This is a genomic window from Parasphingorhabdus sp. JC815 (assembly GCF_040717415.1).
Classification (GTDB): domain Bacteria; phylum Pseudomonadota; class Alphaproteobacteria; order Sphingomonadales; family Sphingomonadaceae; genus Parasphingorhabdus.
The window spans coordinates 13,090-31,359 of record NZ_JBFEFM010000004.1; the positions used below are offsets into that span (position 1 = coordinate 13,090).

The window sequence follows — 18,270 nt, forward strand, 5'->3', positions numbered from 1 at the left end:
CGCTAAACTTTACCGTCGCTGGAAAGCAGGGCTGCGATTGGTCTGGTTCCTTTACGGCCTGCCAATATGATCATTAAAATTGTGGTGAACGGTACCGCCAGTATCGCGCCGGGAATGCCCCATAATGTGCTCCAGACTGAAAGCGCGACCAAAACGACCATCGGGCTGAGATTGACCGATTTGCTTAGCATATGCGGCTCGACAATATTTCCGATGATCACCTGTGACGCAGTCATCAAGCCAGTGGCGACCAGCGGAACTGTCAGCGTTCCGAACTGGGCAACTGCAAATAACGCCGGAAAAGCGACCCCGACAATCGAACCGATATAAGGAATATAATTGAGCAGACCGATAATAATCGCCCACAACACGGCATATTCAATGCCGAGCAACCGCATGATGAACCAGCAAACTACACCCAATATAATATTGATGAGTGTTTTTGTAGCCAGATAGCTGCCGATATCGTGGTTGATCCGCGCAATCATGTTCAGCGTATCTTTTGATTGCGTATCGCTACCAAAAGCGCGGCGAACCTTGGCCGGGAATCCGGTAATCTCACTCAACATAAAAAATGCATAAAGAATGGTAATAAACACAAATCCACCAAAGCTGGTCAGTGACGACAGAACCGATTGCGCCAGTGCAGCAATATCAACTTCGGTAAGCAATCTAGTGGTAAATTCGCTCGCTGCCTTGATCACCGCGTCACTACCACGATTATATAGTTCACTGGGAGTAGCCATTAAATTACTCAAATCTGTCCGAGTCGGAACGGGTTCTTGTTGAGCGGGGAACCAAACAGCGAACAGATTCTCCAGATTGGATTGATATTTCGGAAGAGAAGGAACCAGAGTTTGAAGGCTGGCCACCAGCATCCGTGTCAGGGCAAACAACAATAAGACCACACCTATGAGCGCCAGTGTCGACCGCATCCACATAGGCGAACGGCCCAATCCCGGTATCCGGGCGACAGCCGCACTGGCCGCATAGAGTATCTGAAGCAGGATTATCGCCGTTACTATCGGCAGAATAATATCCTTGCCCACGTAGAATAACCAGCCGATCATGATCGTTATACCGACCGAGAAAAAAATCGTACTGACGCGGCCTTGCAACATAATCAAAGCGATAGACGGAAAATAAATCCCTGTCATTAAGCGATTCAACCGAATGAATCTTTCTAGCGATTTAAGTAAGATTCTTTTACCGAAACGGTCTTGACGAGATACGTCCTTGTCGGCCAAGAGCCGCTATGGCTGACAATCTATCTCCCGTTTCACATCATGAACTTAGCCGCCGTGGGCTGCTGTTTGTGCTTTCTTCTCCATCAGGCGCAGGAAAATCTACGATAGCTGGCATGCTGCTAAAGGATGATGAGCAGATCGCCATGTCTGTATCTGTCACTACCCGACCGCAACGCCCGGGTGAGGAAGATGGCAAAGATTATCATTTCGTCGGCGGTGATGAATTTGAAGAGATGATCGCGGACAGCGCTTTTCTGGAATATGCCACCGTATTCGGCAACCGCTACGGCACTCCTGCCGCGCCCGTGCAACAAAAGCTCGAAGAGGGTCAAGACATATTGTTCGACATTGACTGGCAGGGAACACAGCAGTTGTATCAGCGTGCAGGCGAAGATGTCGTGCGTATATTCATTCTGCCGCCCTCGCTCACTGTTTTGCGTGACCGTCTGGAAAGCCGCGCGACCGACAGCAACGAAATTATCGAAAGCCGTATGCAACGCGCGGCTAGTGAAATCAGTCATTGGGACGGATATGATTATGTGCTGGTCAATGATGATCTGGATGCCTGCTTTGCCAAAGTGCGAAACATCCTTGCCACTGAACGTATGCGCCGGGCGCGTCAAACCGGATTGATCAGCTTTGTTCGAGATTTGATGGCACAAGAGCGTGGGTAAACTGAGATCCATATAAAGACTCAATTAAACAAAAAGGGATGACGCCGGTAACATCGTGAACAAAGCGCAATTAAGGGGGTGGCGCTTTGAAACCCGGACTGGGAAACGGAGCTGCCTATGCGGTAGGCAAAATTTCCCGGAGGCCCGGATTACGAACCACGTTATCATGTGGCATCATCCCTTCGAAGTGCAAGCCGTTGGGCGATCCTGCACTGGTAAACAACAGTATCGCGATGAGGCTCTGGCGTTACATTATATTCTAATGGATCAATTAATCAGCAGTTTTCGACGAAAAGATGATGGGCTTCGACTACGGTCTATAAAACCGATAGACTGCGGCTTTTGGAATTGAAGCGCAAATTGTAGTCACTGATTTTTAACAGCTCTACACTATAGCAACTTTCCGATTTTATCCTGATTGATGAAGCATTTGATGCAAGGCAGCTCCGCGTGACCAATACTCCAATCGACAGCTCTGTCGGAACATGCTCGATAGGTCGATTTTTGACGGGTTTCATACTGTTTGCCGCAGCCTATGCACTAATCAATGAAGCACTCTTGGTCCATACAGTTCTTTATCGTGCATCAGCTTCTGATTATACCAATGCAGCGCTAGCCATGATGTCCTTTGTGGTTCAAGCGCTGGTGTTATTTGCTGCCGTCATGTTGTTACCACGCAAATACTTTCTATTCTGCTTGGCGCTCGTGACGGTTTCAGCTGCCATTAACGGTATCTATGGCCAAATCGTTGGCGACATTCTCGACCTGCAAAAAACCGCCTGGCTCATAGCTGAAGCGCGGCAGGCAAGTGACGCTGTACGGGAGTTTTCAGGTCCTCTGGCGCTGGCGCTCGGACAATTGGCACTGGCTATACTTTTATTGGTGGCGGCGCGGCGCATGTTGCACTCCGGCATGCACCCTAGCGGAAAAATAGCTGTTCCCGTGATTATAATGTTGCTAATTGCCCCGTCGCTTATTTGGCTGAGACTTGGCCTTTACCCGTTGGCCGCCGAGCGCAATATTTATAATTTTACCGTCTCCATTCTGTCCGCCGACCCGCCGCCAGAGCGTCGCGCGGTTACGCCAGAGCCGGACAGAAATTCCGACGTGGAGAAAATTATCTGGCTGATCGACGAAAGCGTTTCCGACACTGGCTTTTCGCAGATTATTGCACCGCAACTCGCCCAATTCGAGTTTATTGATTTTGGCAAAGCAGCTTCGATGGGCCATTGCAGCACACCTTCTAATGTAGCGCTACGATCGGGTGTGAATGTCAGGACTGTCGGCCCTATAACCGATCTGCGCCGTACCCCCTCTATCTGGGGCTATGCGGCGAAGGCGGGCTATGCCACTATGTTGATTGACGGGCAAATTTCCGGGCCACCTCAAAACCTGATACTGGCTCCGGAACGGGCACTCATCCAAGATTATCGCAGCGCCGCCAACGGTATGAAAACCGACCTTGAAATAGCCCGCATGGTCAATACGGACCTGAAAAAATCAGGCAAACAATTTATTTACATCAACCTGCGCGGTGTGCATTTTCAATATCGTGATCATTACCCCGAAGGCACCCTGCCCCCCGGCAGTAGCACTATCTCTCAATATAAAGCTGCAATAGCCTATTCCAAAACCGGATTCTTCGATGCGTTACTTAGTGGCATCGATCGCTCCAAAGCCGCAATATTTTACACTTCCGACCATGGCCAAAACATCAAAGAGGGCGTTCCCCCGCATTGCAGCGCCCGTCCGGTCGCTGCCGAATTCGCCGTGCCGCTCATCGCATTTCTGCCACCGGATGTGCAAAAGCGCTATATTAATAATGGCTCCACCGCCGTCCGGCATAGCCTCAGCCAGCTATTCCCGACCACATTAGCTCTGATGGGATATAGCGCCGACTATGCGAGCGAGAATTACGATAATCTTCTAACCGCTCCCACCGCACGCTATGTCTGGTTTGGCCGCGGCGTTGTTCCAGCAGAAAATGGCGGCACGATCGATTTGCAAAGTGGAGATATGTTCCCCGGACATTAGCACGAGCGCCATTTTATTCAGGTGAAGAAACTGCCTTGCAAAAGGAACATAACTGGAACATACTTTACGACCTGCTGGACTCTCTTCTTCAACTTCTGCAAAGTATATTTATGATCCTTTTCCCCCATTTGACGGCAAAAACCTTCGCGGTGCAATATTCCATTTCACAGCAGGCATCCCCCTTATGTTGACCCACATCAAAGTCAAAGGCGCACGGGAGCACAACCTTAAAGGCGTTGATATTGACCTACCGCGCGATAAGCTGATCGTTATTACCGGCTTGTCAGGCAGCGGCAAATCCAGTCTGGCATTTGACACCATCTATGCTGAGGGACAGCGGCGCTATGTCGAGTCGCTCTCCGCCTATGCGCGCCAGTTTCTGGAGATGATGCAAAAGCCGGATGTCGAGCATATCGAAGGGCTATCGCCTGCCATCTCGATCGAGCAGAAAACAACTTCTCGCAATCCCCGCTCCACTGTTGCGACCGTGACCGAAATTTACGATTATATGCGTCTGTTGTGGGCCCGCGCTGGCGTGCCATATTCACCCGCAACCGGTGAACCGATTACTGCACAAACCGTCAGCCAGATGGTTGATCGCGTTATGGCATTGCCCGAAAAAACGCGCTTCTACCTGCTCGCTCCCGTGGTACGTGGACGCAAGGGTGAATATCGCAAAGAACTGCTGGAATGGCAAAAAGCGGGGTTTACCCGGATGCGTATTGATGGCGAATTTTACGATATCGAAGATACGCCTAAACTGGATAAAAAGCTGAAACATGATATTGAGGTTGTTATCGACCGGCTGGTTGTCCGTGAGGGCATGGAGACACGGCTGGCGGACAGTTTCGAAACCGCGCTTCGGTTGGCTGATGGACTGGCGTTTGTTGATCTGGCAGAAGGCGTTGTTCCCGGCCGCGAGGAAGCGGCGACTGGTAGGAAAATGAAAGGCACCGGCCTGCCTGACAACCGCATTGTGTTTTCCGAACGCTTTGCCTGTCCGGTCAGCGGCTTTACAATCGAAGAAATCGCGCCGCGCCTTTTTTCGTTTAACGCACCGCAGGGAGCATGTCCCGCTTGTGACGGACTGGGTGAAAAACTTCATTTCGATGTTCAGTTAATTGTCCCTAATCCGGCGCTCTCGATCAAAAAAGGCGCAGTCGTACCATGGGCAAAATCTAACCCGCCCAGCCCTTATTACATGCAGGTTTTGGGCAGTCTCGCACGACAATTTGAATTTTCTCTCGACACCCCATGGCAAGAACTGTCCGATCATCACCGCGATATAATTCTCAATGGTACGCAAGGTTTGCCAGTCACTTTGCGCTTTCAGGATGGGCGCAAAAGTTACGAAGTCAAGAAACCGTTTGAAGGCGTGGTCGGCAATCTCACGCGCCGGATGCTGCAAACCGAAAGCGCGTGGATGCAGGAGGAACTGGCGAAGTTCCAGGCCGCTGCTCCATGTGAAATATGTAACGGTGCCCGGCTCAAACCCGAAGCTCTGGCAGTCAAAATCGCAGACGAGGATATCAGTATTCCGGTTCGTCGCAGTGTTGGCGATGCGCTGGTCTTCTTCAACGGTCTTGCGGATCAACTCGACGCGACCCAGCGACAGATAGCAGAACCTATTCTGAAAGAGATTATCGAACGACTGGGGTTTCTCAACAATGTCGGGCTTGATTACCTGAACCTTGACAGGACCAGCGGAACATTATCAGGAGGCGAGAGCCAACGCATCCGGTTAGCGAGCCAAATAGGTTCAGGGTTAAGCGGCGTTTTATATGTATTGGATGAACCCAGCATCGGTTTGCATCAACGCGATAATGACCGATTATTGACGACATTGAAACGTCTACGCGATCTTGGCAATACAGTGATTGTCGTCGAACATGACGAGGACGCTATCCGTACTGCCGATTATGTTGTCGATATGGGGCCGGGAGCGGGCGTTCACGGCGGGGAGGTTGTCGCTGCCGGCACGCTTAAGCAGGTGCTGAAATCCAAAAAATCCCTAACCGCGGCCTATCTAAATGGCTCACGGGAAATTCAGGTTCCGGATAAACGACGTAAAGGCAATGGCAAAAAACTGACCGTGCACGGCGCGACGGCAAACAACCTGCAAAATGTCACGGCGTCGATCCCACTTGGTACATTTACTTGCATTACCGGCCTTTCGGGATCTGGCAAATCCTCGCTGACCATCGACACGCTATATGCCGCTGCGGCACGCGCACTGAACGGGGCGCGTATTATAGCCGGTAAGCATGACAAAATCAGCGGCCTGCAATATCTCGACAAGGTGATCGATATTGACCAGTCTCCGATTGGCCGGACGCCGCGTTCCAACCCGGCTACCTATACCGGCGCTTTCACGAACATCCGTGACTGGTTCGCCGGCCTGCCCGAAGCGCAGGCGCGCGGCTATAAACCGGGGCGGTTCAGCTTTAATGTAAAGGGTGGACGCTGTGAGGTGTGCCGTGGTGACGGACTGATCAAAATAGAAATGCATTTCCTACCCGATGTTTACGTAACGTGCGAAGAATGTGGCGGCAAACGCTATAATCGTGAAACGCTGGAAGTGAAGTTTAAGGGCAAGTCCATTGCTGACATTCTCGACATGACGGTCGAAGATGCAGTTGAGTTTTTCAAGGCGGTTCCGCCGATCCGCGACAAAATGGCGATGCTTTATGAAGTCGGGCTAGGCTATATCAAGGTCGGGCAACAGGCGACCACCCTATCAGGAGGAGAAGCACAGCGGGTAAAACTCGCCAAGGAACTGTCTAAACGTTCCACTGGGCAAACGCTTTATATTCTTGATGAACCAACGACCGGCTTGCATTTTGAAGATGTCCGAAAACTTCTCCAAGTGCTCCACCAACTCGTCGAGCAGGGCAATAGCATAGTGGTGATCGAACATAATCTGGACGTAATCAAAACCGCCGATCATATCATTGACCTAGGCCCCGAAGGCGGTGTACGCGGCGGAGAGATCGTGGCTGAGGGTACACCAGAAGCCGTATCCAAAGTGGTTAGCAGCTTTACCGGTGGTTATCTGAAGGACATGCTGGGGTCTTGAGGTTCAATAAAAAACTCTCCCCATCCGGCCTAACGGATTATACTTCTGGATGCTTTAATCACCCCGCCCTGCCACAGGATAAATAGCGGCGAGATCAGTTCCAGTCCCATGGCCCCTACTTGCCACATCTCTGCCACGCCGATAGTTAAATAGGACACAGCCCGGCCAATACCGCCAATAAACACGGCAATGATCGCCAAACGAAATGCCAGAGATCGCCGTGCCACATTGCCTGCCGAATAGAATAGCATCACCGCTACGCCGATATAAACGCCGGAGAGATAGCGAAACTGATTGTCGATTGCCGGTGCGACTTCTCCGCTCGCCAATTGTGCCGCGCCAAATATTACTCCGGTAACGCCGAAATATAGTGGTATGAATGCGAAAATAATTGTCGCTATACGAAATAATGTCATGATTGCCCCCCATTTTTCTCCATTTCTCTTTCTGGAAAAGGTTCGGCACTCATCTTAACAATCTGATATAACAATGCTACCCCCAGCCATCGCTACAATCATTCTCTGGATTTTTCTGGCCCTCTCAGGCACAGGATTGGCGCTGGTGCTGCGAAGCGATCTGCCATTTCTGCGAAATCCCGTCCGCCGCACGCGGGCAAAAATTGTTCGCCATGACCGACGGTCGGAAGCGGGCCGCACCCTTTATCAGCCGGTATTTCTCTTCGCTGACGAAAGCGGTACTTTTTTCGAGGTGCGAGACAATCTTTTCATGCCCTTCCCAAAACCGGTAATTGGCGAAATCATCGAAATTATCTATCCCGAAGGCCATCCTATGCAAGCACGCATCCCTTATCCGGTTTTCCGCGGATTGCTCTATGCTGCGCTAGGTTATATATTCGTCATGACGGGAACAGAATTGACCGGGTGGTGGTGATATATCATCCAAATAATTGGTGGCGAAAGCCTTCTATTATGTCTAAATGTTTGTCATGCATATAGCCCATAACCCTGAAGCACCTGTTTGCGATACTATAGACTTTGACCAGTTCCTTAGCGTGGACATACGCGTCGGACAGATCATCCAAGCGCACCCTTTTCCCGAGGCTAGAAAGCCGGCTTTTAAACTCGTGATTGATTTTGGCCCTGTCATCGGAATAAAACGATCATCCGCGCAGATCACGGAAAATTACCGGCTGGAGGATCTGTTGAACCGTCAAGTTGCTGCGGTGGTCAATTTCCCCCCGAGGCAAATTGGCAAGTTTATGTCCGAGGTCCTCACTCTGGGCTTTCCCGATGCCTCGGGACATATTGTTTTATTCAAACCGGACGTTGATGTTCCACTCGGCAGTCGTCTTTCCTAAGAAAAGACAGTAGCAGCAATTGCTGCCGTGCGAGTGGTGGGGAAAGCCTTTGCAGGGCTCACACTAAAAAAGCCCGACGGCCGGGTCGCGAGGCCGTCGGACTTCTTGGAATTACGGCATCAACGCTAGAAGCATATGCCGCCGTAACCCTGCTATGTCAGAGATTTGTAAACTTTGTGTGACCATCCTCACGGAAAGGGAAAAAGAGAGATTTTATTTTTTGTATCGCCACTTGAGTAAATTTACATTTCCCCTAGGAAACCCGGTGGCCGGGTCGCAATACCACCGGGCTTCCAGTGGTATGTCCATTTAGGACACCCAGAGGGAAGTCACCGCCAAGAGGACGTAGCCTCAATGGAAGTGCGAGGCCGCTGCCCCCCACAAATATTTGTGAATTAGCGGCATCGCCTTATTGTGATAACGGGTGATTCCCGCAGACGCTGTGACAGGTATCACTGGCAGTGAAAGTAAAAAATCTTTCTTTCGCTGAATCATAAATAAACAACCGCAACGGTGATATGTGCCCCCTACCACGCTTTTTCATGGACGCGCAGATACGCCCACCCGGAGCCTGTGGTCCACAAACCCCATGGGAACATTAGGTAATCGGCATAAAGGCATGAGATTGCTACCAAAGAAAATGGGAGTCGATTCCTGAATAAATTCAGGTTTCGGCTCCCACTGCGCCTAATCAGGGATGCGACAATCTTTCGATTCGGGCATCCGCTTTTTCGGCGTTCGGCTACTGGGCCAATATCGTTTATGGTTTTTTGGTTTTCCGCAGCATCGCTCGCGCAATGATGTTTCGGTTTAAAACCCGATATTTGGTCCAGCTACCCGGTGATCATTGTCTATCCGATCCATATGGCTTGCGCCGTCATTTAACGGATTTCGTCCAATCACCAATCGAAACACCTTTCTGCTATTCATGCGAAAAACAGATAACATGGTTCGATTATCTTTCGGTGTTGAATCGTCCGGCGGGTCATCACTGACTGGTCGCGGGCCGGGTTCACATCCCGTCCGATAACTCGCTTATAACATGGGGTCTCGAGTCGCTCCAAGTGCCAGAATATGGATCATATCTAGCGCAATGTCCTAATCGGTGGATAGGCTTTCATCGTTTTCCGAACATGCCGGAACGAAGTAATTTATTTTACACAATATGCTGGGTAAAAGGACCTATGTAGAGATTTTATGCAGGTTTATGCTCAATCCGGGATAATGAATATACGGGTTTAATCAAACGAATTGCATTTCGTTCAAGCCATCTTGGCCCAGATCACAGAGCGAGGCTTTGTAGCCAGTGGGAAAACATCCGTTGGTCCGACCCTTTGATTGGGAGGAATCTTGTAAGGGCCGGACCTTCGGGACAATCCCGGCGCCATTAGGGAGGGGGAGAGGCAGCCGGGACTGTGTAACTTTAGCGTTTATACCTGAACCGTAGTCATCAAGATGATGCTGCTAACGGTCAGAGAGGCTAAAATATTGAAAAGCGTTTTCATGGGAATTCTCCTGTTTTTTAAAACGCCGATCAAACATCACTTTTCCTGTCGAACTAACAAGTCTTAGATGGACGCCTAAGAGAAAAGTTGCAATTGAGAACATAGACAGTCGAGTTGCACGTTTTGCAACCGATCCAGTTTAAAAACACAAAACTTGTTTAGTGGCGTCATTATGCCAATGGCACACAACAGCAACGGGAATTTCACCCGCCCACATATTTGCTGCGCCACGCTTATTTTTTATGGATCTATAGTGGCGTCCGGATTTGCTGCATTCACTATCCCGCCATCAACAATCAAAGTCGTTCCGACAACATAATTACCAGCGTTACTGGCGAGATAAATTGCTGCGGCTGCCATATCCTCGGGCCGTCCAATCCGTTTTGCAGGGATGCCTTTTTCAACAGCATCCTCATGGTCGCGAGCGCTTTTATTCATATTGGAGGCGAATGCACCAGGCGCAATACCGGACATAATAATATCTTCGGAAACCAGCTTGGATGCCATTTTGCGAGTCAGGTGCACAACTGCTGCTTTGGATGCCTGATAGCTATATGTCTCCCACGGGTTGACCTTGAAACCATCTATCGAGGCAATATTGACGATCTTTGCGGGCTGTTCAAAACTGGCAGCAGCTTTCAATTGCGGGTGGAGTGCCTGTGTCAGGAAAAACAATCCTTTAACGTTGGTGTCCATGACCTTATCCCAGCCGGACTCGGGGAAGTCGAGATATTCCGCACCCCACGCAACACCGGCATTGTTAATCAGAATATCAAGTTTTGGTTCACAGCTGGCCAATTCCGCGGCTAATGCCTTGCAGCCTTCAACGGTGCTGACATCACCTGGCACGGCGATACAATTGTCGCCCATTTCATCGGCAGCGGCTTTGCAAGCATCGGCCTTGCGGCCCGAAATATAAACTTTTGCGCCCTGAGCCAGAAAACCTTCGGTTATCATCCGACCAATACCGCGGTGGCCACCGGTCACCAAAGCAACACGACCTTCGAGCGAGAATAATTTGTTATAATCCATCAGTAATCCCCTTAATATCCGTGCATTTCGGCAACGCGATTTGTATGATAATTTATATCGCCCATAAATTCGGTCAAGGCGCGGTCCCGCTTCATATACAAGCCGATATCATATTCATCGGTCATGCCGACACCGCCATGCATCTGCACACCTTCCTTGACTGACAGCGCGGTCGCTTTTCCGGCTTTGGCCTTGGCAACGGATACCATCATTTCGGCTTTAGGCGAGCCTTCATCGAGCATCTGCTGCGCTTTTAATACAGCGGCACGGGCAATTTCCATCTCGCTGTATAGATGTGCTGCACGGTGTTGAAGTGCCTGAAATGACCCGATAATATGATCAAATTGCTTACGGCCTTTGATATATTCAACCGTAATATCCATCGCACCGGAACCAACCCCCAAAGTTTCGGCAGCGGCCCCGGCACGTCCGGCATTCAACATGCGCTGCAATACCGATGCACCCTCATCAACCTCGCCAATAACAGCATCTGCATCGACCAGAACCCCGTCAAATTCGACATGGGCCGCCATCGCGCTATCAACCAGACGGACGCTGTCTCTGGACATGCCTTGTGCGCTAGTCTCAACGGCAAAAAGCGTTAGCCCCTTGTCATCACCTGGACTACCACTTGTGCGCGCCGCAACAATCAACATATCTGCCGAACCGCCTTGCACAACAAATTGCTTTTTACCGTCGAGCTTAAAGCCATTGCCCTCACGCGTTGCTGCCATGGCAATCTGTTCGGGACGATGTTTCGCCCCTTCATCAACCGCCAAAGCCAATATACTATCGCCTGAGAGGATGCCGGGGAAATACTGATCGCGCAGTGCCTTCCCGCCCGCATTCAGGGCTTCGACACCCGCGACTGCGGTTGAAAGAAACGGTGACGGGGTCAGGTTGCGGCCAATCTCCTCAAGCACAACACCTGCTTCGACATGGCCCAGCCCCAGACCGCCCTCTTCTTCGGGAATCAATATGCCGGAAAAGCCCATTTCCGCGAACTGTTTCCACAACGCATGCGAGAAGCCGTCCTTGCAATTTTTATCACGAAACTCCCGAAAATGGGCGACATTACCTTCACCCTTCATAAATTCTGCTGCGCTATCGTGCAGCATCTTCTGATCGTCGTTCAAATAAAGCGCCATCGCTTATGATCCTTCTAATTTGGTGCCGGTAATTATTAAGCGTTGGGTAGCTGTAATATCTGCTTGGCGATGACATTCAGCATGACTTCGCTAGTGCCGCCCTCGATACTGTTCGCCTTGGTCCGTAACCAGCTTCGTGCCGTCAGCCCGCCATTGGTTGCATCGCTTTCCCATTCAAGTACCTCACTACCGCCTGCTGACATGATCAACTCATGACGACGTTTGTTAATCTCGGTACCGGCATATTTCATCATATTGGGTTGAGCCGGGTGGCAAAGATTGGCTTTGAACGTGTCGCCAAAGCGCTCCGCCATCGCGCGGAATGCCAAAACGTCAATATCCATTTCCGCCATTTGAGAGCGGAGCATTGGATCATCCAGACGCCCCTTTTCATCGCGGCCGTAAGTATCTGCGAACTTGGCCCCTAGAGAAGTTGCTCCGGCGGAACCATCGCTAGAAATCATGCTGCGCTCATGTCCCAACAGATATTTGGCGACATCCCAGCCCCGGTTCACTTCACCGACAACCGAGGATATACCCTCGCCATAGGTTTTGGGGACTTCTACATCCGTAAAAAACGTTTCGCAAAAAGCGGACTGACCGGAGATCAATACAATCGGCTTAGTTTCAACACCTTTGCTCGTCATGTCAAACAACATGAAGCTAATGCCCTTGTGCTTGCTCGACTTATCCGTTCGCGTTAGGCAGAAAATCCAGTCGGCTTTGTCCGCATAGCTGGTCCAGATCTTCTGACCGTTAATCAGATAATGGTCGCCCTTGTCCTCAGCTGATGTTTGAAGCGAAGCGAGGTCCGATCCGGAACCGGGTTCGGAATACCCCTGACACCAGCGAACTTCACCGCGGGCAATGGGTGGTAGGAAATGTAGTTTCTGTTCCTCGGTACCGAAATGAAGCAACGCAGGCCCAAGCATCCAGATTCCAAAGCTCGCCAAAGGGGAACGTATCTTCAAACGCCCCATTTCCTGCAACAGGATTTTGGTTTCTTCACGGGACAATCCACCGCCGCCATATTCCTTTGGCCAATCCGGAACGGTCCAGCCTTTCGCGGCCATTATATCCATCCATTCCTTCTGCCCTGGTTTGTAGGTTGCGTTTTTCCCACCCCAGCACATATCGCTTTCATCAGTAACAGGCTCACGCATTTCCGGAGGACAATTAGCCTCCAACCATTCGGCGGTTTCAGCGCGGAAACTTTCAAGATCGGACATGATGGTTGTTCCTTTAATTGATCGATTAAGAGCTAGCTACCATAATTAATGATCAATCTTCAATGTCCCGCTTATTAAAAATAAAAGAAAATACAGAGCATCAACTGTTTGCCAAGGATTCCGTAACGGCAAGTAAAACTCTTGTCAGAATTGATTGACGGCCAATTCACGCTAGGCCTATGCTCCAAAGAAAAACAAACGAGGATGCAGGAGCGTAAGCTATGAGATTTAAAGGCAAAACTGCTGTAATTACAGGCGGTTCATCGGGTATTGGTCGTGCAACAGTTGATCTATTCTTGCGCGAGGGAGCCCATGTGATCATGGGCGATATAAACGTTGATGAAGGCACAGCCATGATGTCTTCACTCGGTGACAGCTTTCATTTTCAACAATGCGATGTCACGCAGGAAGACCAGATCAAAGCGCTAATGGACTATGCGGCTGAGACAACCGGGGGTATCGATATTGTCTTTAATAATGCAGGAGCCGGCGGACCACGCGATAGAATTGACGAAATTAGCGGCAATGACTGGGATTTCGCAATGGCATTACTGCTCAAATCCGTCGCCATGGGCATACGACATGCTACTCCATATTTGAAAAAGCGTGGCGGCGCAATTATCAACACAGCTTCGATCTGCGCTTTTCAGGCAGGCTTTGGTCCGATTGCCTATTCCACAGCCAAAGCAGGAGTTTTACATCTTACCAAATTGGCAGCTGCAGAACTTGCCCAACATAAAATACGGGTGAATGCCATCTGTCCCGGATTCATCCAGACCAATATTTTTGCGGCTACAGTGGGCGCCAATAAAGAAGAAGCGCTTCAGATTAACGCCATAATGGGACAGGCTGCTGCAAGCGTCCAGCCCATAGCCCGGCCCGGCGTACCGGATGATATTGCTGAAACGGTTGCCTATCTTGCATCTGATGCAACAGGATTTGTAACTGGTACGCATATACTGGTTGATGGCGGATTGCTTGTAGGTACACCGGCAAGCTGGAACCCGGAAGCACCTGGCTTACTTGATGCCATCGTACCGGAGCATCTCCGTTGACAGAATTGTCTGAGAAGCTCCCACTTCGGACCAAGGTTCTTTATGGCTTTGGTTCGGCCGCTTATGGAATCAAAGACAACGGTTTCGCCGTTTTTCTTCTTTATTATTATAATCAGGTTGTTGGCATGCGCGCTGACGTGGTCAGCTTAGCGATTGCGATCGCGCTGTTCGTCGATGCTATGGTTGATCCGCTTATAGGCCAAATGACTGACCGGACCAGAACCTCAATCGGTCGCCGCCATCCATGGCTTTATGGCTCAGCAGTTCCGATAGCGATTGCATGGCTATTTCTGTGGCACCCGCCCCAAGCGAGCGCAACGGTTCAGTTTTTCTATTTGCTGGCAATGGCCATGCTGGTACGTTTCTCACTTTCTGCAAATGAAGTTCCGTCATTGGCAATAGTCCCCGAATTGAGCAAAAATTATCACGATCGCACTGGCATCCTGCGCTTTCGCACTTTGTTCGGCTGGGGAAGCGGCCTGAGTATGATGGTTCTGGCATATGGCGTACTTCTGGTGCCCAGTGAAAATTATCCGGTCGGCCTACTCAATAAGGATGGGTATTCAACCTTCGCATTTATTGGTGCCGGTATAATGGTTGTAGCCGTTTTGGTTTCAGCGCTCAGCACTCACAAGAAGATCGTGAACAGGTATAAGGCGGAGAATTCACATCCCGAAACTGCGGAAGGCTTCACCCAGATGCTGGCCGCTTTCCGTTTTTCGCCATATATGCTTCTGATGTTCGCGGGAACTTTTGCATTCACCAATCAAGGCCTGATGTTTGCAATGACCCCCTATCTTCTTACCCATGTGTGGGAATTCGGTTCTACTGAACTTACACTCTATTCTGCTATATTGTTCATCGGCGTTGTTATGGCTTTTGTTCTGGTTACTCCGATTTCTATGCGAACCGGAAAAGCTAAAGGCGCTGCGTATCTTACGTTTTGCGCGGTAATTCTCGGTACCTCGCCTTATTGGCTTCGGATGGTCGGGCTTTTTCCGGTTCCCGGTTCTGCCTATCTAATTCCTGCGCTATTTTCGTTATCCGTGATCGCGATAGCAGCAAGCATTTCGGCAATGATTTTAACCTTTTCTATGATGGCCGATGTCACCGACGCCTATGAATTTGAAGCTGGCAAACGGACAGAAGGACTATTTTCTTCCGGTATGTGGTTAATGCAAAAAATGGTCGGCGGCATGGGCATTTTACTGTCGGGCCTGATCATCGCCTTCATTAAACTGCCCGAACAGGCCGTCCCGGGCACCGTGGACCCTGCCATCGTGGATAATCTTGCCTTGATTTATGTCACTATAATGTCCGTTATAGGCATGACAGGGGCATGGGCTTACACATTATTTCCGCTCACAGAAAAAGATCATAGTGACCGACTTGCCAAGCTCGCAGCTACATCGTCGCCGGCGGAGTGAAAAGAGGAAAACCGTCAACCCGACCATTATTCGCTGTGGCAATATTTCTACAGCTCTGATAAGTTAATTGCATAGTTAAATTGAAAAGCTTTCAAAAAGGATAGAAGCATGGATTTTGATCTCACCGAAAAGCAAGAATATTGGCGCAATCGAGTTCGTGAGCATATTGAGAATCATCTTCGTCCACGTATTGCCGACTTTAAAGCGGAAGATGAGTCAGGAGACCGCTGGAAAGTCCTTCAGGTTGTTGAAGAAGAAAAAGCAAAAGCAAAAGAAAAGGGCATCTGGAACCTTTTCATGCCGCCCTCAAACCCTAACCTCACTCATATCGACGATAGTTTTGAGTTTGATGGCCCGGGCCTTACAAACCTTGAATATGCTTTATGTGCAGAGGAAATGGGCCGTGTCGGCTTTTCGTCCGAAGTTTTTAACTGTTCCGCTCCCGATACCGGCAACATGGAAGTGTTCCATCGCTATGGTACGCTGGAACAAAAAGAACAATATCTTCGTCCGTTGATGAATGGTGAGATTCGCTCTGCATTCCTGATGACAGAACCCGCAGTAGCTTCATCCGATGCTACCAATATCGAAACGGCAATTGTTCGCGATGGCGATGAATATGTCATCAATGGCCGCAAATGGTGGTCTTCGGGCCTTGGTGATCCGCGCTGTAAAATTGCCATTGTCATGGGAAAAACGAGTTTCGAAGGTAGTCGTTATACCCAGCAGTCACAGATACTGATGCCCACTGATGCACCCGGTGTAAATATTATCCGCCATTTACCTGTTTTTGGTTATGACGACGCACCGCACGGCCATATGGAAGTCGAAATGAAAGATGTTCGGGTTCCTGCTTCCAATATCATTCTTGGTGAAGGACGCGGATTTGAAATCGCTCAGGGTCGCTTGGGACCTGGCCGTATTCATCACTGCATGCGTACGATTGGTGTTGCGGAGGAAGCGCTTGAGAAAATGGTCAAGCGCCTTCAATCACGCGTCGCTTTTGGCAAACGTATTTCCGAGTTTAGCATTTGGGACGAGCGCGTAGCGCGTGCACGTATCGACATTGATATGAGCCGTTTGCTTTGCTTGAAAGCTGCGGACATGATGGACAAAGTCGGTAACAAATATGCAAAAGCCGAGATCGCAATGATCAAAGTGCAAGCTCCGAATATGGCTTTGAAAATTATCGACGACGCTATTCAGGCCCATGGCGGCGGCGGCGTCAGCGATGATTATGGTCTTGCCAGCGCGTTTGCACATCAGCGGACCTTGCGCCTCGCCGATGGTCCCGATGAAGTTCATAACCGCACTATTGCCAAGATGGAATATGGCAAATATGCCGAAACCGCCGATGGCAGCAAAATGAAGGAAAATATATCTTCAGGTGACATGGGCGCTACGCGTTAAGAGAGGTAAAAATCCATGAAAGCAGCAGTTCTGGTAGAAGCGGGTAAACCGCTTCAAATCGAAGACGTCGTTATTTCAAAGCCGGGGCCACATGAAGTGTTGATCCGAACGGCTGCCTGCGGGCTATGCCATTCGGACCTTCATTTTATAGAAGGTCAATATCCACATCCCATGCCCGCGATACCGGGCCATGAAGCAGCGGGTATCGTAGAAGCAATTGGCAGCGAGGTTCGTACGCTCGCGGTCGGAGATGCTGTGATATCGTGTCTTTCCGCATTTTGCGGCCACTGTGAGTTTTGTGTGACAGGGCGCATGTCCTTATGCCTTGGAGCAGACACACGGCGTGGCGAGAATGAGGCTCCGCGCATCACCCGTCCCGACGGTACGCCGGTAGCGCAAATGCTCAATCTGTCTGCTTATGCTGAACAAATGCTGATTCATGAGCATGCCTGTGTGCGGATTAATCCGGATATGCCACTTGATAAGGCAGCCATAATTGGCTGCGCAGTCACCACAGGTGCCGGAACAATCTTTAATGCTTGTAATGTCACCCCTGGAGAGACTGTCGCAGTCATCGGGTGTGGCGGCGTCGGATTAGCTACAATCAATGCTGCGAAAATTGCGGGTGCTGGCCGTATCATTGCAGCGGACCCGATCCCCGAGAAGCGCGAACTTGCGGTCAAGCTAGGGGCAACTGATGTCGTTGATGCGATGGCTGATAATGCCGCTGAACAGATTTTAGAAATGACAAGCGGCGGTGTTGATCACGCAATCGAGGCCGTGGGTCGTCCGGCATCCGGCGATCTGGCCGTTGAATCACTACGGCGCGGCGGCACTGCGACAATTTTGGGCATGATGCCGCTTGATCACCAAGTCGGTCTTAAAGCAATGGATTTACTGTCCGGCAAAAAATTACAAGGTGCCATCATGGGTGGCAACCGTTTTCCGGTCGATATACCGCGTCTTGTTGATTTCTATTTGCGCGGTATGCTCGATTTGGACAGTATCGTTGCAGAGACCATTCCGCTTGAACAGATCAACGAAGGTTTTGAAAAAATGAAAAAAGGTGATGCGGCGCGTTCCGTCATTACATTTGAGTAGATCAGATTTAGGGT

The 18,270-nt window shown here is 50.1% G+C and carries 14 protein-coding genes; 9 read left to right on the forward strand and 5 right to left on the reverse strand.

Going from position 1 to position 18,270, the window contains the following annotated elements:
* Window positions 1-2: 2 nt before the first annotated feature.
* Entirely contained in the window at window positions 3-1,157 is a 1,155-nt protein-coding gene (locus AB1K62_RS09980; protein WP_367003390.1) for an AI-2E family transporter, read from the reverse strand.
* Window positions 1,158-1,255: 98 nt separating this feature from the next.
* Between AB1K62_RS09980 and gmk the strand changes: the two genes are divergently transcribed.
* The 3 genes from gmk (at window position 1,256) to uvrA (ending at window position 7,031) form a co-directional block, all read left to right on the forward strand.
* On the forward strand, window positions 1,256-1,921 hold the full coding sequence (gmk, locus tag AB1K62_RS09985; RefSeq protein WP_367003392.1) for a guanylate kinase: 666 nt from the start codon (window positions 1,256-1,258) through the stop codon (window positions 1,919-1,921).
* A 450-nt stretch (window positions 1,922-2,371) separates the two neighbouring features.
* Window positions 2,372-3,955: a sulfatase-like hydrolase/transferase gene (locus AB1K62_RS09990; protein ID WP_367003394.1), complete on the forward strand. Its 1,584-nt coding sequence runs from the start codon at window positions 2,372-2,374 to the stop codon at window positions 3,953-3,955.
* 184 nt (window positions 3,956-4,139) lie between these two features.
* The gene (uvrA, locus tag AB1K62_RS09995; RefSeq protein WP_367003396.1) at window positions 4,140-7,031 is read left to right on the forward strand and encodes an excinuclease ABC subunit UvrA; all 2,892 of its coding nucleotides are present in this window, start codon (window positions 4,140-4,142) and stop codon (window positions 7,029-7,031) included.
* A 29-nt stretch (window positions 7,032-7,060) separates the two neighbouring features.
* Here the strand turns inward: uvrA and AB1K62_RS10000 are convergent, their stop codons facing one another.
* Window positions 7,061-7,447: a DUF4345 domain-containing protein gene (locus AB1K62_RS10000; RefSeq protein ID WP_367003397.1), complete on the reverse strand. Its 387-nt coding sequence runs from the start codon at window positions 7,445-7,447 to the stop codon at window positions 7,061-7,063.
* 73 nt (window positions 7,448-7,520) lie between these two features.
* On the opposite strand from AB1K62_RS10000, the gene AB1K62_RS10005 reads away from it, so the two are divergent.
* Entirely contained in the window at window positions 7,521-7,922 is a 402-nt protein-coding gene (locus tag AB1K62_RS10005; RefSeq protein ID WP_367003399.1) for a DUF3592 domain-containing protein, read from the forward strand.
* Window positions 7,923-7,977: 55 nt separating this feature from the next.
* On the forward strand, window positions 7,978-8,349 hold the full coding sequence (locus AB1K62_RS10010) for a tRNA-binding protein (protein ID WP_367003401.1): 372 nt from the start codon (window positions 7,978-7,980) through the stop codon (window positions 8,347-8,349).
* 1,745 nt (window positions 8,350-10,094) lie between these two features.
* On the opposite strand, the gene AB1K62_RS10015 is transcribed toward AB1K62_RS10010, so the two are convergent.
* From AB1K62_RS10015 to AB1K62_RS10025, 3 genes are read right to left on the reverse strand one after another with little or no spacing between them, the layout of a single operon-like run.
* On the reverse strand, window positions 10,095-10,886 hold the full coding sequence (locus tag AB1K62_RS10015) for an SDR family oxidoreductase (RefSeq protein WP_367003403.1): 792 nt from the start codon (window positions 10,884-10,886) through the stop codon (window positions 10,095-10,097).
* 11 nt (window positions 10,887-10,897) lie between these two features.
* A complete protein-coding gene (locus AB1K62_RS10020) occupies window positions 10,898-12,034 on the reverse strand; it encodes an acyl-CoA dehydrogenase family protein (RefSeq protein ID WP_367003405.1) in 1,137 nt (378 codons plus the stop codon).
* A gap of 35 nt (window positions 12,035-12,069) precedes the next feature.
* A complete protein-coding gene (locus AB1K62_RS10025) occupies window positions 12,070-13,263 on the reverse strand; it encodes an acyl-CoA dehydrogenase family protein (RefSeq protein WP_367003406.1) in 1,194 nt (397 codons plus the stop codon).
* A 221-nt stretch (window positions 13,264-13,484) separates the two neighbouring features.
* Here AB1K62_RS10025 and AB1K62_RS10030 point away from each other — a divergent pair, with 221 nt between their 5' ends.
* The 4 genes from AB1K62_RS10030 to AB1K62_RS10045 all read left to right on the forward strand — a co-directional run bounded on the left by AB1K62_RS10030 (window position 13,485) and on the right by AB1K62_RS10045 (window position 18,256).
* The gene (locus AB1K62_RS10030; RefSeq protein ID WP_367003407.1) at window positions 13,485-14,318 is read left to right on the forward strand and encodes an SDR family NAD(P)-dependent oxidoreductase; all 834 of its coding nucleotides are present in this window, start codon (window positions 13,485-13,487) and stop codon (window positions 14,316-14,318) included.
* Entirely contained in the window at window positions 14,315-15,745 is a 1,431-nt protein-coding gene (locus AB1K62_RS10035) for an MFS transporter (protein WP_367003408.1), read from the forward strand. The genes AB1K62_RS10030 and AB1K62_RS10035 overlap by 4 nt, the downstream gene beginning before the upstream one ends.
* Before the next feature lie 108 nt (window positions 15,746-15,853).
* Window positions 15,854-17,155, forward strand: coding sequence for an acyl-CoA dehydrogenase family protein (locus AB1K62_RS10040; protein ID WP_367003409.1), 1,302 nt, complete (start codon window positions 15,854-15,856; stop codon window positions 17,153-17,155).
* Window positions 17,156-17,170: 15 nt separating this feature from the next.
* Window positions 17,171-18,256 (forward strand): Zn-dependent alcohol dehydrogenase, encoded by a 1,086-nt coding sequence (locus tag AB1K62_RS10045; RefSeq protein ID WP_367003410.1) that lies wholly within the window; start codon window positions 17,171-17,173, stop codon window positions 18,254-18,256.
* Window positions 18,257-18,270: the final 14 nt, after the last annotated feature.

What these genes read in the sequence shown, in the direction of transcription:
- AB1K62_RS09980 (WP_367003390.1), bottom strand. Translation starts at nt 1,157, where the DNA reads ATGACAGGGATTTATTTTCCGTCTATCGCTTTGATTATGTTGCAAGGC.
- gmk (WP_367003392.1), top strand. Translation starts at nt 1,256, where the DNA reads ATGGCTGACAATCTATCTCCCGTTTCACATCATGAACTTAGCCGCCGT.
- uvrA (WP_367003396.1), top strand. Translation starts at nt 4,140, where the DNA reads ATGTTGACCCACATCAAAGTCAAAGGCGCACGGGAGCACAACCTTAAA.
- AB1K62_RS10000 (WP_367003397.1), bottom strand. Translation starts at nt 7,447, where the DNA reads ATGACATTATTTCGTATAGCGACAATTATTTTCGCATTCATACCACTA.
- AB1K62_RS10005 (WP_367003399.1), top strand. Translation starts at nt 7,521, where the DNA reads ATGCTACCCCCAGCCATCGCTACAATCATTCTCTGGATTTTTCTGGCC.
- AB1K62_RS10010 (WP_367003401.1), top strand. Translation starts at nt 7,978, where the DNA reads ATGCATATAGCCCATAACCCTGAAGCACCTGTTTGCGATACTATAGAC.
- AB1K62_RS10015 (WP_367003403.1), bottom strand. Translation starts at nt 10,886, where the DNA reads ATGGATTATAACAAATTATTCTCGCTCGAAGGTCGTGTTGCTTTGGTG.
- AB1K62_RS10020 (WP_367003405.1), bottom strand. Translation starts at nt 12,034, where the DNA reads ATGGCGCTTTATTTGAACGACGATCAGAAGATGCTGCACGATAGCGCA.
- AB1K62_RS10025 (WP_367003406.1), bottom strand. Translation starts at nt 13,263, where the DNA reads ATGTCCGATCTTGAAAGTTTCCGCGCTGAAACCGCCGAATGGTTGGAG.
- AB1K62_RS10030 (WP_367003407.1), top strand. Translation starts at nt 13,485, where the DNA reads ATGAGATTTAAAGGCAAAACTGCTGTAATTACAGGCGGTTCATCGGGT.
- AB1K62_RS10040 (WP_367003409.1), top strand. Translation starts at nt 15,854, where the DNA reads ATGGATTTTGATCTCACCGAAAAGCAAGAATATTGGCGCAATCGAGTT.
- AB1K62_RS10045 (WP_367003410.1), top strand. Translation starts at nt 17,171, where the DNA reads ATGAAAGCAGCAGTTCTGGTAGAAGCGGGTAAACCGCTTCAAATCGAA.